At 41.5% G+C, this 17,855-nt stretch carries 13 protein-coding genes; 4 read left to right on the top strand and 9 right to left on the bottom strand.

The genetic code is table 11. From position 1 onward, the window contains the following. The first annotated feature begins 1 nt into the window (after position 1). From CWC28_RS14100 to CWC28_RS14110, 3 genes are all read left to right on the top strand, one after another. Positions 2–1,681, top strand: a complete 1,680-nt coding sequence (locus tag CWC28_RS14100; RefSeq protein ID WP_062565634.1) for a GMC family oxidoreductase — start codon at positions 2–4, stop codon at positions 1,679–1,681. Positions 1,682–1,683: 2 nt separating this feature from the next. Next, positions 1,684–2,439, top strand: coding sequence for a gluconate 2-dehydrogenase subunit 3 family protein (locus CWC28_RS14105; RefSeq protein WP_105181872.1), 756 nt, complete (start codon positions 1,684–1,686; stop codon positions 2,437–2,439). A gap of 68 nt (positions 2,440–2,507) precedes the next feature. Then, on the top strand, positions 2,508–3,338 hold the full coding sequence (locus tag CWC28_RS14110) for a sugar phosphate isomerase/epimerase family protein (protein WP_138625290.1): 831 nt from the start codon (positions 2,508–2,510) through the stop codon (positions 3,336–3,338). Positions 3,339–3,422: 84 nt separating this feature from the next. Here CWC28_RS14110 and CWC28_RS14115 read toward each other — a convergent pair whose 3' ends face one another. From CWC28_RS14115 to CWC28_RS14130, 4 genes are all read right to left on the bottom strand, one after another. Then, positions 3,423–3,674, bottom strand: a complete 252-nt coding sequence (locus tag CWC28_RS14115) for a hypothetical protein (protein WP_063707448.1) — start codon at positions 3,672–3,674, stop codon at positions 3,423–3,425. A 1,316-nt stretch (positions 3,675–4,990) separates the two neighbouring features. Then, positions 4,991–6,121: a ribonuclease D gene (gene rnd / locus CWC28_RS14120; protein WP_063707455.1), complete on the bottom strand. Its 1,131-nt coding sequence runs from the start codon at positions 6,119–6,121 to the stop codon at positions 4,991–4,993. A 48-nt stretch (positions 6,122–6,169) separates the two neighbouring features. Next, positions 6,170–7,831 carry a long-chain-fatty-acid--CoA ligase FadD gene (fadD, locus tag CWC28_RS14125; RefSeq protein ID WP_063707457.1) on the bottom strand — a complete coding sequence of 554 codons (1,662 nt, stop codon included), beginning with the start codon at positions 7,829–7,831 and terminating at the stop codon, positions 6,170–6,172. 118 nt (positions 7,832–7,949) lie between these two features. Continuing rightward, positions 7,950–8,801 carry an alpha/beta fold hydrolase gene (locus tag CWC28_RS14130; protein WP_063707459.1) on the bottom strand — a complete coding sequence of 284 codons (852 nt, stop codon included), beginning with the start codon at positions 8,799–8,801 and terminating at the stop codon, positions 7,950–7,952. Positions 8,802–8,911: 110 nt separating this feature from the next. On the opposite strand from CWC28_RS14130, the gene CWC28_RS14135 reads away from it, so the two are divergent. Beyond that, entirely contained in the window at positions 8,912–10,201 is a 1,290-nt protein-coding gene (locus CWC28_RS14135; protein WP_138625291.1) for an alkaline phosphatase, read from the top strand. A gap of 88 nt (positions 10,202–10,289) precedes the next feature. Here CWC28_RS14135 and CWC28_RS14140 read toward each other — a convergent pair whose 3' ends face one another. From CWC28_RS14140 to CWC28_RS14160, 5 genes are all read right to left on the bottom strand, one after another. Then, positions 10,290–10,613, bottom strand: coding sequence for a hypothetical protein (locus CWC28_RS14140; protein ID WP_138625292.1), 324 nt, complete (start codon positions 10,611–10,613; stop codon positions 10,290–10,292). A gap of 76 nt (positions 10,614–10,689) precedes the next feature. Beyond that, complete coding sequence (tsaB, locus tag CWC28_RS14145) at positions 10,690–11,382, bottom strand: tRNA (adenosine(37)-N6)-threonylcarbamoyltransferase complex dimerization subunit type 1 TsaB (protein WP_138625293.1); 693 nt, start codon at positions 11,380–11,382, stop codon at positions 10,690–10,692. A 10-nt stretch (positions 11,383–11,392) separates the two neighbouring features. Continuing rightward, entirely contained in the window at positions 11,393–13,309 is a 1,917-nt protein-coding gene (yoaA, locus tag CWC28_RS14150; protein WP_063707466.1) for a DNA repair helicase YoaA, read from the bottom strand. A gap of 104 nt (positions 13,310–13,413) precedes the next feature. Continuing rightward, positions 13,414–15,276 carry a M28 family metallopeptidase gene (locus CWC28_RS14155; RefSeq protein WP_138625295.1) on the bottom strand — a complete coding sequence of 621 codons (1,863 nt, stop codon included), beginning with the start codon at positions 15,274–15,276 and terminating at the stop codon, positions 13,414–13,416. Between the two features lie 68 nt (positions 15,277–15,344). Beyond that, positions 15,345–17,540 carry a M4 family metallopeptidase gene (locus CWC28_RS14160; protein WP_138625297.1) on the bottom strand — a complete coding sequence of 732 codons (2,196 nt, stop codon included), beginning with the start codon at positions 17,538–17,540 and terminating at the stop codon, positions 15,345–15,347. Positions 17,541–17,855 lie beyond the last annotated feature (315 nt).

A 17,855-nucleotide genomic window follows, 5' to 3' on the forward strand; every position in this document is an offset into this window, starting at 1 on the left:
GATGTCTGATTTTAAACATAAGGTATTAGTTGTTGGCTCTGGTGCTGGCGGTGCAATGGCCGCATACACGTTAACCAAGCTTGGTCACAAAGTGTTATTACTTGAAGCGGGCCGTAATTATGACCCGAAAACAGAAAGCCCGATGTTTCGTCGTAACAACGAAGCCCCACTTATGGGTGCAGGTAACAAAGACAAAAACTTTGGCTTTTACGACGCAACCGTTGATGGCGGCTGGCAAGTACCTGATGAGCCTTATACCAGCGCCAAAGGAAGCGACTTCTATTGGTGGCGCGCACGTATGTTAGGTGGTCGAACTAACCACTGGGGCCGCTATTCATTACGCTTTAGTGAACACGATTTTAAAGGCAAAAGCCGAGATGGTCACGGTGCCGACTGGCCATTTGAATACGCTGACTTAGCACCTTGGTACGATAAAACCGAAGAACTTGTGGGTGTATGTGGCACCAATACTGGCCATGAAGATATGCCTGATTCGTCACCGGGTATTTTACAGCCACCACCAAAGCCGCGTGTTCCTGAGCTTTTAATTGCCGCTTCTGCAAAGAAAATGGGCATTCAAGCAGTGCCTATGCACCGTGCGGTATTAACCCGCCCTAAAGATGATCGCATGGCCTGTTTTTATGCAACGCCTTGTGGCTCTGGTTGTTCAATTGGTGCTGCTTTTCAAACTACTACATCGCTATTACCTATGGCAAAAGCCACCGGCAACTTAAAAGTTATTACCGATGCCATGGTTAAATCAGTCAAAGTTGATGAGCAAGGTAAAGTCACTGGCGTCACCTATGTTGATAAACACACAATAACCGAACATGCTATTGATGCCGATGTGGTTATCTTAGCCGCCAGCGCCTGTGAATCAGCACGTATTTTATTAAACTCAAAGAATAAAAAGCACCCTAAAGGCCTTGCTAACTCAAGTGGCCAAGTAGGTCGAAACTTGATGGATTCGACGGGTGCATGGTTAGGTGCGCAAATTCCGGCACTTAAAGGTCGCCCACGTTATAACGAAGATGGACATACCGCTAATCACTTATTTATTCCTTGGTGGGGTCATCAAGCACAAGCTAACAATGAATTAGATTTCCCACGTGGTTATCACTTTGAAATTGGCGGTGGCTTTAGACAACCAGGCTCGGGTGTATCGGGTGATAAACAAGGCTATGGCCCTGCCCTTAAACAGCAAATTCGTGATGCATATGGCTCTTACGTTGGTTTTGCTCTGCGTGGTGAGATGTTACCGAACAAAGATACCTACATGGAAATTGACGAAAACGTTAAAGACAAATGGGGTATTCCGGTATCAAAGTTCCACTTTAAGTGGTCTGACAGAGAATTAAAGCAAATCGAACATGGTTTAAAAACTGCGAAGCAAATTCTAGAAAACATGGGTGCGACCGTTGGCGAACTCCCACCTGCTGAAAAAGCAATTTCAAAAGGTGGCGAAATCATTCACGAAGTGGGCACCACACGAATGGGCAGCTCAAAGAAAGACTCTGTCACCAATCAATGGGGTCAAACATGGGATTGTAATAACCTATTTGTAATGGATGCCGGTGTATTTGCTTCTAACCCTCATAAAAACTGTACGCTCACCATCATGACACTGGCAATGCGTAATTCAACTTGGCTTGCTCAACAAATTGATAACGGGGTACTTTAATTATGCATCATCGTAACGAACACGACTCATATAACTATGTTTCAAACATGAGCCGCCGTGAGTCTTTAAAATGGCTTGGTCTATTAGCTGCGGGCTCGGCGATTGGTTTAACTGCTGGCTGCACAAACGCACTGGAAGATGACGTTGCAGTCTCTGCAAAAGAGCATTGGCCTGATTTAGATATCAAGCCTGTAACCGCTAAAGGCTATGGTCAAGATCCTAATTTGGTGATGCCACCAGAATCACCTTGGCCACTGACCTTAACAGCAGACGAACTCACGTTAGTAGCGCTTTTATCTGATTACATTGTACCGCGCGAAGGCGCTATTCCTTCAGCCAGTGAGCTACAAGTACCGGCTGTTATTAATGAATGGGTGAGCGCACCGTATGAAGGCCAACAACGCGATAGAATTAAAATTTTAAATTCATTAGCGTGGCTTAACGATGAGGCACAGCTTCGTTTTAAAAAGCAATTTGTTGCACTTAACGAAAAGCAACATCGCGCGATTTTAGACGATATTGCGTTTTTAAACGAGCAAACACCTGCTCAATTTCAGCGCATTGGTAAAGCCTTTTTACGCTTTAAAGAATTAGTGCTGGCAGCATTTTTTTGTACGCCTGAAGGCTGTAAAGACATTGGTTACCTTGGCAATGTGCCTATTGCAGGTGATTACCCTGGGCCTTCTGATGAAGCAAAAGCCCATTTAGATCAGGTTTTAGCTGAGCTTGGTTTAAGCGAGTACGCCTATATCGATTAACTTTCCCCCTTGTGTTATTTGTAACACAGTGCAGGGGGTCAGCCCCCTGCTTTTTTTAGGATTGAAGAATGTTTAAAACCCGCATTTTATTGCTCATTATTAGCCTTGTATTTAGTGGTCAATTATTCGCAAAACTGCCAGTGAGTGTGCAGCTATGGTCAGTCAAAGACACCTTAAAAAATGACTTTCATGGTACGCTTAAGTCTCTTGCCGAAATGGGGTTTGACGGCGTGGAGTTTGCCGGAGACTTTGGCCCATATTCAAATAATCCAGCAGCCTTAAAAGCAAAGCTCAGTGAATTAGGCTTAGTTGCCAGTAGTGCCCATATAGGCTTTGATGCACTGAGTGAAAAGACAATTGATAGCACTCTGCTGTTTTACAAGACCCTTGACGTTACAACACTTTATGTACCTTGGGATGAAAGAGCATGGCATCCTGAGGGAGTTAAATCTCTGGTTAAAGAGCTTACTAAAGTCAGTGATTATGCGACCCGCTTTAATATGAAGATCGGTTTTCACAATCATAATAAAGAGTTTAATGCTTTTAATAATGCAACGTTTTGGGATTACATTGCCACTAATACCCCCAAGACTATGCCATTGCAGTTAGATATTGGCTGGGTCAATTACGCTGCTAAAGATCCAATCTACTTTATTAAAAAGTACCCTAACCGCACACTTGCTACGCACATTAAAGTACGTACGATTGAGGGTAGCAATATGAGCCCGATTATCGGCGAAAACAACATTGATTGGCCTGCCATCATCGATACTTTAGAGTCGCACGGCAACACCAAGTGGTTAGTGCTTGAGCAAGAAGAATACCCAAGCGGACTAACCCCACTACAAAGCGTTGCTAAATCAAAACAAAACTTAGATAAGATCTTACTTGGGTTATAAGGTTTTTTAGGAATGAGCTCGCTTTAAACACGTGAGCTCATGGCTTGGATTTAATTTAAATAGTCCTTTACTCATAGCTCTTTATTAGGGTTCATCTTGCCAGGAGCTATTGCCTTCAGAACGTTTTGCAAAGCTTTCTGGTTTCCTGATTGGTTTATCTATACTTTTATAGAATATCAAGATTCCCGCTCCACCTATGACAGGGAGTAACCAAACCAGTACTATTTGTGCTACTTTTTGAAAAGTTTCAAAATCATTTCTTTTATAAATTACTAAACTAATCAATATATTGAACAGTACCAGTAACCCCAAACCAGCTAGTACATAGTTTTCCATATCTTAATCCTTTGATGCCAAAAACACACTGTGGAAACGACTGAACGACGGCTTAAATTGTTTGTTATACGCTTTAAAACAAACAGCTAATCGTCCTTTCTTCGGTGTTTAAAGATAAATCGCCCAAATTGAAAACATAAAACTAAAAAAACAATGAGAAAAATAAGTCCATTTGCCCACTCCGGCAAAAACGGCACAATCTTCGGAGCAATGAGTTTAAGAACACCAAAAACAACAACGATGAGAAGAATGAATGCAGTCCCTTTCACAAAAGCGCTCCTAAATTTCCATTCATAATATCCGTTTATATTTTAAGAATACCAATGTCAAAATAATTTGCGGGAATATCCTTCGATGTACCCCCATCTCGCATAGAGGCAAAAAGGAATGGGCTATATTAACAAGCAAGTTTCTACTAGGTCTACAGCGGTTTGTTATGTGGTCCCCTCCTGATCTTTATATAGTTTTAAAAAATTACTTAAGGCATTGCTATTACAAAGTTTTTTAAGACTTTAATGTAAAGTTAAACACTATAATATATTCGCATCGTGCATTTCCATGTAAATATACGAAAAGAATAATTCTGGCGTTCTCAATGACTCAGTATCCTTAATGAAGATATATACCTTGAGTTATTACACCACCCTCTTTTACATATATTCTTATATCTTTCATCGTTTAATATCTCATTTAATTTCAACAAGCTAAATAAATAACACTACAAAAAATAATAATAAAACATTAAAAACAGCGTTTACTTTCATTTGTTCGGCAGATTGTATTATCTAAGTAGCGAAGTACTATATTAAAAAAGCCTCTCAAGGACTGAGAATGAACGTATTGAATTTAAGGAAGAGTTCAGAGAAAAGCACACTTGCGATCCTCGTGACTTTAGCTGTTTTAACATTGTCTATTCTAAAAGCGACATCCCAAAAGCACCCGCTTTATGAGCTATTTTTGCTAGCTTTTATGCTTACATCGTTAATAATTATTTTGTTGGTATTGAGCAGTAAAAATGAGCTGACTATATGTCGTCATGGAATTTTTTACAGTTCAGTGTTTGGGAATGTTCATATTGAACCGAACAAAACTAAAAAAATTAAACAATTTTCTAAATATGGCTTTAATTGTGTGGTAATCATTGGTCATGGCTACTTTATATTCGCGCCATTTTATTATTTAACGTCGAAACAAAAACAACGATTAAAACGATATGATAATAACTTACTGCATTGGTTAGAGGTTACGCGTAAACGCAGTAAGTTTCAGGGCTTTTAATGCAAGTCAACGCATAAAAAGCCCTTTGAGGTAATTACTTAATTTTGCCACTCTTTAAGTACGTCTTTCACATACTCATAGCGCCATGAGTTAAACAGATCTGGCTTTGATGCAGCTTTACGCTCATCAGCATCGAGCTTCCAATTCCAGCTGATAAGCTGGTTAATCTGTTTTTTAGAGGCCAATACATCTTCAGGAATGCCCTGCTCTTTTGCAGCTTTAGTAATTTTTTGTTTAATATCTTTAGCGGCTTTTTTGTAAGCCGGAAAATCAATTAAACGTTTTAATTGTGCAGGTTGTTCGCTGACAGGAACAGCTTTACCACGCTCAATACATTTTAAAATTTCAACGCCCGAACGGTTCACCTCCATTGGCTCAACACCCGGCACTCTGCGTAACGCATTTAAACTTGCAGGCTTACGCTTAGCAATTTCAACCATGTTGTGCTCTTTTACTACAAAGTTAAGAGCGAGGTTTTTGCGCTCTGCCTTTTCACGGCGCCATGCAGCAAGCTCGCGTAATACAGCTAAGTCGTGCGGTCGTAATTGCCAAGCATTTTTAATGTCTTTGTAAAGCTGCTCTGCAGGTGTTTGGTAAGCACGTTTTTGCGCAACTAACTCGCTTTCGCTGATCACGATGTCAAAAAAGCCAGCTTCATCAATTTGTTTTTTAATAATTTCAAAACAAGGCAGTAAATGATACGTATCGGCAGCGGCGTAATCTAGTTGCTTTTCTGTTAGTGGGCGCTGTAGCCAATTAGTGCGTGATTCGCTTTTATCAATTTCGATATCAAGCAACTCTTTAACCATGTGCGCAAAGCCCATGCAGTTACCATGACCTAATATTTGCAGTGCAAATTGAGTATCAAACAGTGGTGTTGGTACAAAGCCAGCGTATTTTTGAAACACTTCAATATCTTCTGACGGTGAATGCAATACTTTTAACACTTCTGGGTTTTTGAGTACTTGCCAAAAATCAAAAAGCGACAACTCAGCCAGAGGGTCAATTAACGCTAAATGCTCACCATCATATACTTGAATAAGTGCAACTTCAGGGTAAAGCGTACGACGACGCATAAACTCGGTATCAATTGCCAGTACCGGTTTACCTGTAATTTTTTCTACAAAATCATTTAATTGATTTTGTGTTTCGATCAGTTGATATTGCACTTATACCCCTTTCTATACCATAAAAAAGCCGGCTAATGCCGGCTTTAATTATTTCTTTTCGTCCTTTAAGGCTCTTCTTAGAATCTTACCAACGTTTGTTTTTGGTAGTTCATCTCTAAACTCAACGAGTTTAGGCACCTTATAGTTCGTTAAATTATCACGACAGTGTTTTATTATATCTTTTTCAGTTAAAGATTGATCTTTTTTCACGACAAAAACTTTAACTTGTTCGCCACTGACCTCATGAGGGATACCAATAGCTGCCACTTCAAGCACGCCTTCGTGCATAGCTACAACTTCTTCGATCTCATTTGGGAACACGTTGAAGCCAGATACAATAATCATGTCTTTCTTACGATCAACAATATAGAAGAAACCTTCATCATCGTAAGTTGCAATATCACCCGTTGCAAACCAACCGTCTTTTAAGCATTCGGCTGTTGCATCTGGGCGGTTGTAATAACCTTGCATAACTTGTGGGCCTTTAACCCAAAGCTCGCCTGGCTCACCTTTTGCTGCCTCTTCACCATTTTCAAGCATAAGCTTAATATCAGTGCTAGGTGCTGGTAAACCAATTGAACCGTTATAACCTTCAAGGTCGTAAGGGCTGACCGTAACAAGTGGTGCACACTCAGTTAAGCCATAACCTTCCATTAATTTGGTTTTCGTTACAGCTTGCCATTTTTCAGCAACTGGGCGTTGTACCGCCATGCCACCGCCAAGTGACATTTTTAATGTTGAGAAATCAAGCTCAGCAAAACCTGGGGTATTTAGTAAACCATTGAATAGCGTATTTACACCCGTTACCGCGGTAAACTTGTGTTGTGCTAACTCTTTTACAAAGCCAGGCATATCACGAGGGTTCGTAATAAGTACGTTTAAACCACCGTATTTCATAAATGTTAGGCAGTTCGCAGTCAGAGCAAAGATGTGGTAAAGCGGCAGTGCCGTAATAACCACTTCTTTTCCGCGCTCTAATACTTTGTCTAAACAACCTGATACTTGTTCAAGGTTACCAACCATGTTGCCATGAGAAAGCATTGCACCTTTAGATACACCCGTTGTACCACCTGTGTATTGCAAGAATGCTAAGTCATTTAAATCAACTGCTGGCTTTTTATAGCTTGCTTCGTTACCAGCAAGCGTATCTGCAAATTTGATTGCATTTGGCAATGTGTAGCTAGGCACCATTTTCTTAACGTGCTTAACCACAAAGTTAACGATGTGCTTTTTAAGGCCGCCCACCATGTCACCCACTTGGGTAACCACAATGTGCTTAACGTTGGTTTTTGGTAATGCTTTTTCTAGGGTATCGGCAAAGTTAGCAAGAATGAAAATTGCTGATGACTCTGAGTCATTTAACTGATGCTCTAATTCACGCACGGTGTAAAGTGGGTTTACGTTTACCACTACACAGCCTGCACGAAGAACACCTAAAATAGTCACAGGCGTTTGCAGTAGATTCGGCATCATAACCGCTACTTTGTCGCCTTTTTTCAGACCAAGATCATTTTGAATGTACGACGCAACACGTTTTGTAGCACTGTCTAACTCACTATAGGTCAACACTTTACCCATGTTGGTAAAGGCTGGAAGGTCACTATAGTCAGCAAAACTTTTTTCAAACAAGTCGAGTAGCGAGTGATAATGCTCAGGGTCGATTGTTTCAGGCATACCTTCTGGGTAGCGTTTAAGCCAGATTTTTTCCACTCTTAGCTCCTGTTTATAATTATATTTTTTTAATAACCTTAATCTAACTAAGGCCGTTTCTCAATGGAGTAAATACTCTAATGGTGCAGATAATCCCACATTTGGTGCAATTATACAATTAACTTGCTTTATACTGCCCAATAAATGCATGAATGTGCTCTAAGGTTAATGCAGGACTTTGCATATGGCAATGGTGACCTCCAGGTATCTCATGAATTTTTAACTCCTTGTAATATTTACCATATGCCTCTAGGTTATCCCTAACAAAAGGGTAACCCTTATCTCCTAAGAGAAGCTGACATGGTGCGTTAATTTGTTTGATGGTTGCAATACATTGCGCCTCATCAAAGCGAAATCCTGAGTGATTTTTAAGCTTTGGATCGGTTGTTAAATACCACTTCCCTGCTTTTTCGTAACTATTTCGTGTCATTAAAAGCTCTGCTTGTGGGTATTCAAGGTCACCACTTGCAAGCCTTGCACTAATAATGTGCGCTATTGAGTCAAATGCGCGAGGGCCTTTGCTGTTTACCCGCGCTCTATTTAATATTGCTTTTCGAAGTTGGCTGCTCACTTCATTGCTGTTAGTTGTAGCGCAGCCGATCCCCTCAATAAAGTTTACCGATGCGACCTTTTCAGGGAAGCAACTAGCAAAAACGCCAGCCACCATGGCGCCCATAGAATGACCAACTAAATGCACTTTCGTTACATCAAGCGACTCAATAAACTTATAGACGTCATCAATGTAGTCAATAAAGTAATAATGGGCGTCACTACTTCGCCAATCAGATAAACCATGGCCAGGAAAATCAAGACAATACCAACGCTGATTTAGCTGCGCATTTTGTAACATAGGTATGTAACTATGTGCGTTATCAAGCCAACCATGTAAGGCAATCACAACCTCTTCGCCATGACCAAAGGTTAGGCCATGCATTGCCTGAGTGCCAGTTTGAAAAGAAAAAGGTTGCACAATTGCTCCTATTTATTAAGCGTTTCAACTTAAAGGCGTTTATTTATCGTCTGGCTAGTATACAATAATCCTCGCAGTATAAATAAGGGCACAATAATAAGGTTACATCAATGAAATTAAAATTAAGTCTTTTAGCATTATTATGCTCAGCAGGCTCAGTAATGGCTGAATCAGCACCAAAAAACATCATTTATATGATTGGTGATGGTATGGGCCCAGCGTACACAACTGCATATCGTTACTTTAAAGATGATCCAAATACTAAAGTTGTTGACCCAACTGTTTTCGATTCGATTTTACGTGGTATGGCTCATACCTACCCAGACGATCATACCTATGTAACAGACAGCGCTGCTGGTGCAACAGCACTGAGCAGTGGTCATAAAAGTTATAATGGTGCAATTGCTGTTGATACTGATAAAAAACCAGTAAAAACCATGCTTGAAGTTGCCAAAGAGCGCGGTATGACAACAGCACTCGTAGCTACTTCGCAAATTAACCACGCTACACCAGCAAGCTTTGCTTCACATAACGAATCACGCCGTAACTACGACGAGATTGCTAACGACTATATCGATAACAAAATCGCGGGTAAATTACCGGTTGATTTAATGTTAGGTGGCGGCACGAAATATTACGTTCGTGAAGACCGTAACCTAGTGGAAGAGTTTAAAGCAGCAGGTTATCAGTACAGCGATGACTTTGCAGCAATGAGTGACTTAAAACAGGTTCCAGCACTTGGTTTATTCGCTGAAGTAGGTTTACCGTTTGCGCTTGACGAAAATCCAACGCGCCTTACGCAAATGACAACTAAAGCGCTTGATTTACTTGATGGTCAAAACGACAAAGGTTTCTTTGTGATGATCGAAGGCAGCCAAATTGACTGGTGTGGTCATGCAAACGACATCGCATGTGCTATGGGCGAAATGGACGACTTTGCTAAATCGATTGAACAAGCAAAAGCGTATGTTGATAAAAACCCTGATACTCTGCTTGTTATCACTGCCGACCACTCAACAGGTGGCTTAACACTTGGTGCTCATGGTCAATATAAGTGGGAAACTGACGTAATTAAAGGTGTTAAAGCAACAGCTGGCACTATCACAAAAGATCTACTTGAAAGCGATGACTTAAAAGCAGTATGGCAAAAGTATTCTGATATCGAATTCACTGATGCTAACAGCATTAAGCTAAGCGAAGCTAAGAAAATGGGCGAGAAAGCACTGCTACTTGCTGTAAAAGATATCATCAATCATGCCAGCTTCACGGGTTGGACTACTGGCGGCCACACCGCTATTGATGTGCAAGTGTTTGCCTATGGTAAACGTGCAGAAGATTTCTACGGTTCGCAAAACAATACCGCGATTGCCGACAAGCTGATTGATTTTATTAAGCAGTAATTTATATACCTTAGTAATCCAATCCAATCATAAAAAAAGCCTAAACATTTTGTTTAGGCTTTTTTGTGAATTCAGTATTAGCAATTAGCTAAGCATATACATCAACGCCAATAAGGCTTTGCACTTCGGCGCGACGCTCTAAGTTAGCAAATTCCGTATAGGTTGAAATAGCGCGACTGGTTTTTGGGTTGCTTGGTTTGTCATAAATTGTTTGCTGATAGCTTTGCGACTCAGCTTTAAACTCATCAGCAATAGCAACAGCTTGAGGGCTTGATTTAACATATTCGGTTGACGATTTTTGCTCAGCCGCTTGGTCTGATATCGCTTTAGGCTTATCAGCAACGGTATTTTTACGGCTATATTGACCGGGAATGTCACCGGTATAAAAGCCTGAGCCAATAGGTAAAGTCAAACTCGTAATTCCACATCAAACATGACTAAATTATGTGCCATAACTGACGGGCACGCAAGTCCCGTTATTCTCTCAGTTACTCTCGGCCTGGTAGCTTTTTCCAAGTCACTGTATCACGAACATATTTAGGCTGTGCATTGGCTGCTGTCACTGTTTCACCTTTAGCAAAAGCCGTTGCAACCGAGGCCAGCATGTATTTCGCATCAGGCAGTAAAATAGTTTCATTTAAACTTACATTTGCAAGTTCTGAAACAAGCGAAGGATAGGTCTGCCAGCCAGTACCCACCGCAGTCGCCGCTGTTTCGGGTAACGTTAGCAACTCAGGTTTAATAACTTGCTCTTCATCAACAAGTAGCATTAAGCCATTATCATCAGCTTTATAATGAGCGAAATAAATCTCACCCATACGCGCATCAATCGCAGAAAACACATCACTTGCTTGGTGTTGTTCAAATGCTTGTTGCGCCATCATCTGCAATGTTGATACGCCAACCAAAGGTAAACGTGCGGCATAAGCTAAACCTTGAGCAATTGCAACACTGATGCGCACGCCCGTGAAGCTACCCGGCCCTTGACCAAAACCAATGACATCTAAGTCGGTTAATTTACATTGCGCCTTTGCGAGTAACTCATCAATTAAAGGCAAAATCTTTTGGCTGTGCTGCTGTGGGCACTCTTCAAAATGATGAAATGTTTGCCCTTGATAATGTAGCACCAGCGATAACGCTTCAGTTGATGCATCTAAGGCAAGAATATTGTGTTTAATCATCTAAGTTACTCTAATTGATCTGTTCTAAAAACGCGTTTGCCATTGCTAAATCGCGTGTGCGGCGCATGGGCGGCAAACTTTTTAAAAATACTTGGCCGTAATGGCGTGTTACTAAGCGGTTATCGCAAATAACCAGCACACCTTTATCTTTACTATCGCGAATAAGTCGCCCTACCCCTTGCTTTAGTGCAATCACCGCTTGAGGTAATTGAATATGCGCAAATGGGTCTTTACCTTGCAGCTGGCAATCTTGCATTTTTGCTTGCAATAATGGGTCATCTGGTGCGGCAAACGGCAATTTGTCAATGATAACACAACTTAATGTGCTGCCTCTAACATCTACGCCTTCCCAAAATGAGGCTGTGCCGAGTAAAACGGCATTACCGTGACGGGTAAACTTCTCAAGGATAATGCGTTTAGACATTTGCCCTTGCATATAAACCGGATAATCCATTTGTGTGGTTAAACCTTCAGCCACTAAATGCATCATACGATAACTAGTAAACAGCACAAAGCAGCGACCTTTTGCTGATTTAATCAACTCAAGGGTCAGCTTGATAATTGCGTGGGGCATATTATTCGCATGAGACTCAGGTAAGTAGCGCGGCAAACAAAGTAGTGCTTGTTGTTGATAATCAAACGGACTTTCAACAATCATGCTTTGCGTTGGTTTTAAGCCAAGGCTAGCGTTAAAGTGCGCTAAGTCGTTATCGACCGATAAAGTGGCCGATGTAAACACAAAACCTGCCCCAGTGTCTTTCATCATTTGTGCGAATTTAGCCGATACATTAAGTGGTGTAATGTTTACCGTTAGGTATCGGCGAGTGGTTTCGTACCAATAACTATAGCCCGTTTGTGCGGTATCAAATACCCGCTCTAACTGACCTTTAAAGGCCAGTGTACGCTCAAACGGATGCTCTATTTTTTCGCTACGGTCTAAGCATAACTTTAAAACTTGGTATAAAAAGTCGAGGTCGCTAATGACCCGGTGCAGTGCTGCACAAATCTCTTTATCGGCCAGTTTTTCACGCCAATCACCACGGCTACCATCAACCCCAAACTGCAAGCGTAAATCTGCCACGCTGGTTTCTAACTTGTTGAGGGTTTTACCTAATTGCAGCATATCCGGGATATCTGCACGGTATATTGCTCGTAAGTCATTAATTAAATCCACCAGCTTTTTAGTGCTAACACTTTCACCAAAATAGTCACTGGCAATTTCACTAAGCTGATGCGCCTCATCAAAAATATAGGCATCTGCCGTAGGCATTAATTCAGCGAAGCCTGTGTCTTTTACAGCCATATCGGCAAAGAATAAATGATGGTTGATCACCACCACATCAGCTTCCATGGCGTTTAAGCGGGCTTTACGAATATAGCAATCTTGAAAATCGGGGCACTCTTTACCCAAACAGTTATCTGCGGTTGAGCTAACATAAGGCAGTACCTTAGCGTCTTCTTCTATGCCGATACAATCTGCTAAATCGCCGGAACGGGTTTCACTTGCAAACTTTGCTACCATCGCGAGTTGATGCATTACATCAGGATCATCAGTTGGCACATGCGCAACATGCTGACTTAAACGATACGTACACAAATAATTTGCGCGGCCTTTTAAAAGGGCGACTTTTTTAGTGGCGCTCAGTGCTTTGACTAAATTGGGTAAATCACGGTGAAACAACTGCTCTTGTAGTGCTTTTGAACCCGTAGAGATGATGGTTTTGCCTTTTGATTTTAACGCAGGCGCTAAGTAAGCATAGGTTTTACCCGTGCCTGTGCCCGCCTCAACCACTAATTGGTGACGTTTTTTTAAGGCATCGTCAACTGCAACAGCCATGTCAATTTGTGGCTGCCGAGGAGTATATCCATCAAGAGAAAGTGCAAGGGGGCCAGTGGCACTGAAAAGTTGTTTGATAAACTTCGCCAATAGATTAAAAGTGATGGGCAGATTTTACGTAACTGACTTGCCAAGGGCAAGACTAAATGAGGAAGCAAGGCTTCCTCACGGTTAAAAGTATGATTGCATTTAAATCATTGTCCTTGAATCGTTAATGTCACGCCCGATGCAGCTCGGTAACCTTGTAAATCTATGTACCAAGTTCCACTTTGTGGGTTCTCAAATTGACAACTTTCTTCGTTACCATTTTTGTAAGGCCGACATAGATAATTTGAACTTGTTGACGCTGAGCCATAGTTAACATACAAATCTGCATCGCCACTACCACCAGTAATCGTCACCGTTAAATTACCAAGGCCTGCTGGTATTTGTTGAGTAAAGCGCTGCCAACTTCCGGTAGCCACACTCACGTTTGTCTCAGTTCGATCAACGTTGTCGCCGCCACCTGAGGTGCTATAACTTCCCGTGAGTGACACGTTCGAAATCTCATTCCACGCTTCAACCATGACATGATACGTGCCAGTTTGAACTGACGACATCACACAGCTTTCATTACTTGTAGAGGTTGTGCTTTTACAATCAAAGTCCTGTAAGGTCGGCTTACTGCCAAATTTAACGTATAAATCGGCATCACCGGAGTCCCCCTCAGTTACAAACTCAAGGTTACTGCTCATTGCAGGTACTTCAAGCGTAAAGAATAGCTGCTCTTTTGCTGCGCCCGCCAAACCCGTTTTAGCTACGCCATTTTCAAGCTGATTAGTCGGCTCCGTTACTACATCACCGGCATTTTTTGCCATTTCAGCAACATAACTCACTGCTAGTTTTGCAAATTTACTCGCGTGAGCCGCATCAAATTGGGCATCATTTGATGTGTGGATCAAAGGGTTAATGTCACTCATTGTTGATTCAAATGGCATTGAGGCGGCAAACCCTTGTTGATACCAAGAGGCATGATCTGAGCAGCCATAACCACATTGATCAAAGCCATAGCTCACTGAGGGCTGGTAAGCATCGAGCAACTGCGATAAATACTGATTTTGCGACGAGTTTGTGTAATCGGTCATCATCACAATATCTGTGCTACTGCCGTTATTACCAGTCATATCAAACTGCACCATGCCTACAACATTCTTACCCAGTGTTTTATAACTTTGGGCAATATCTTTTGAGCCTCTAAGGCCTACTTCTTCAGCGGCAAAACCCATAATTTGTATGGTCCGCTGAGGTTGGTAGTTATTTTCCACTATTGCTTTTAGGGTTTGTGTGAGCACTGCAATACCCGAGGCATTATCATCTGCACCAGGAGCTCGACCATTGCTTGGATTAGACTGATTGATTGAGTCTAAATGACCACCAATAATGACGATTTCATCTGCTTTTTCTGCACCAGGAATGGTCACAATAACTGATGATTGAGAAAAGCTATGGTTAAAATACTCAACAGTTATATCACTGCGGCTACTGGCTATTTGTTGCCAATGGCCCTTTAACCAATCTGCTGCATCAACACCACTTTGCACTGCATAATATCGGTTATGAAAGTTCATCATGCTATTAACCGTATCACTCAGTTCACTACTATCAATCGATGATAGTAGCGCATTAACTGTCGCGGCATTATCAATACTGTAATTAACAAGGCTCGCATTCATTGTACCTTGCGAAACCGCATTTAATTGCTGAGTATAAAGCTCGGCATCTGCTAATGATTCATGGGCGACAAAACCACCGCAGCGATGATAGTTATCGTGCATAAACTCACTTAAACCAGCAATATCCTGCTTGTTAACGCGCATAAAATTAACTTGATTCAAAGCCGATTTTTGCATCGCAAAATTACTGCTTTGTTTACGTTTACTCACTGTATCTTGTTGAAAATGTTGTGCAGCAAGGGCATCAATGGTGACCCAAATTGTTTCGTCTTGCGCTGCATAACTTACTTTGCTCAGTGATAGCGTGGCAAAACCCACGAGGCACTGCGTTAGACGGGTTGTCATAATCAATCCTTTTATGATGTGTATTTTAATAAAATAAAAAAGGGAGCCGAAGCTCCCTAAAAGGGTGGCTAGTTAGCCGAAATGGTGAGAGTTACACCACTTGCAGCGCGATAGCCGCGAAGGTCGATATACCAAGTACCCGCTTGTGGGTTTGTAAATGTACAGGTTTCGCTATTGCCGTTTTTATAAGGACGGCAGTCATAGCTAGATGTTGTCGATTGCGAACCAAAGTTCACATACAAGTCAGCATCACCAGAGCCTCCAGAAATAGTCACATCCAGTGACGAGTAACCCGCATCGAGGTCTTGCGTGAAACGAGTCCAGCTATTTGTACCAACACTTAAGTTAGACTCAGTGCGGTTAATTGGTGTTACACCACCACCGCTGCCCGAATCAAAGCTACCTGTAAGTGATACACCTGAAATTTGATTCCACGCTTCTACCATTACATAGTAAGTACCCGCTTGCACATTACTAATAGCGCAGCTTTCTGTGCTAGTAGATGAAGTGCTTTTACAATCAAAGTTGCTCAGTGTTGGTTTTGCGCCATACATAACGTAAAGGTCTGCATCACCACTTCCACCAGTTGTATTGAATTGTAAATTCGTTGCACCTGCTGGCACTTCAAGAGTAAAGAACATTTGATCTTTCGCTGCACCACTGATCCCTGTGCGCGCAACGCCATTAGTTAGTTCTTCATCACCGCTTGGAGGTGGCTCAGTCGTGCCACAGCTACTACCCGCACTTAAGCTTGAAGTCACACCCACCGCCGCAAGTGCCGCTTGAACATCTGCTGGGTCATAGCTTAAATCACACGCCGCATCCATCACGCCATTACCTGCTAAATCCCAGTTTGTGCTGGCTGTCCAGTAAAGTTGGTTAGCACGCGCCATCACAACAAATGCCTTTTGCGTATCCCAACCTGGTGTGGTTGCAAGGTTATAAAATGCCTTGTTGAATACACCTGAGCTGTAGTGCACATCCATACCAGAGTAGTAATTGTTTTGATGGTCAATCGAGCTGCCATCTTGGGTTGGGTTATTCATGTAACGAAGTGCACCGTTACCTTTGAAGATTTCCTGACCCACTAACCAATCGTTTGAGCCTTTCATATAAAACTCAGCCGCTTCACCTGCCATATCAGAAAACGCTTCGTTCAAACCACCTGATTTACCAGAATAAACGAGGCCTGAGTTTTGCTCGGTAAAACCATGGCTTACTTCATGCGCCGATACATCAAGACTAACCAGTGGGTAGAAGGTATTTTGACCATCACCAAAGGTCATAGCACTACCATCCCAAAACGCATTTTCGTAATTACTGCCGTAATGAACGCGCATTTGCAATTGGAAAGTTAATGGCGCAGTACCAACCCAATCGTTATACATATTAAAAATTACGTTACCGAAATAATGCGCATCATTTAAAGGCGAGTACGCACCGTTAATTTCTTTAAAGGTATTTTCTGGGCATGTAAATGAATATGCTGTCGAACCACTTGTACCACCATTTAGGTTAATGGTTTTTACATTGGCGTTGTTCATCGTACAAGTGCTGCCCGACTGAGCAACATCTAGGCTCTCAAAATCAGTACCATAAATGTACTTACCCGTTTTTAAGTTACCACCTGGGCCTGTTGCACTGGCATGTTGTAAGTTATCGAAGCTAAATAAAACTTCACCGCTGTTAGCATCAATAATTTGATATGGACGAGATGGGTTGTCGCCATACGTCACATAAGATACTTCATACACGAGGTGTGCAACACTGTCTTCATCCAGCCAAATAGCTAAACGTGTTTTTTCATTATGCTTTTTTAACCCAACTGATTTAATTGCAGCTGGTGAGTTAGCAAGGCCTTTTGCCATTGCTTTTTTCTTGTTCAGTGCCGGAGACACTGAGTCGATGTCGGCGGCAATGTCATACACCGCTGCACCATGTGCGCGCTTTAATTGGCCATTACCATCAAATGTAAGGCTAACCGTATCGCCGATAACAGGTAGACCTTGATACATCTGCTGATAACGGCGCGTGGTGTTGCCGTTACTGGTTTTGATTTCTTTTAATACAACTAAATCATTCCCTGCACCTAAACCAACTAACTGATTTGGATTTGCACTCAATACTGATGATGCATTGGTTTGCAAAGCTTGGTTAATCCCTGTTTGTTCGTTTAGGTATTTCTTGTTCGCAGCTACTGCACTTGTTGCTTGAGTCAAAGCAAAAGCAGCAAGAGTTGCTAATGTGATTTTAGATAAATTCACGTTTACGCTCCGTTAGATTGTTATGTATTTAATATTTTCCTAGTAACCGGACTGCAATGTTCCCGATTAGTGACCAGCCTAGATTGAATGGAGCGAAATTGAAAATGAAACAAAAAATTTACATTTAAATTATTCAAAAAACCATGCATATTATTAAAAAACAATAAGTTAAATATTTAATTGTGATTATTTTGTTAACTAAAGAACCTTGAAATGTAAAAATATAATTACAGATCGTTAACAAATTGGATACATTCGTACCTATTTTATTTTTAGCTACAACAAAATAGATCATCATTAAGTATTGAAAAAAGC

The organism is Pseudoalteromonas sp. S4492, from assembly GCF_005886115.1.
GTDB lineage: Bacteria > Pseudomonadota > Gammaproteobacteria > Enterobacterales > Alteromonadaceae > Pseudoalteromonas > Pseudoalteromonas gelatinilytica.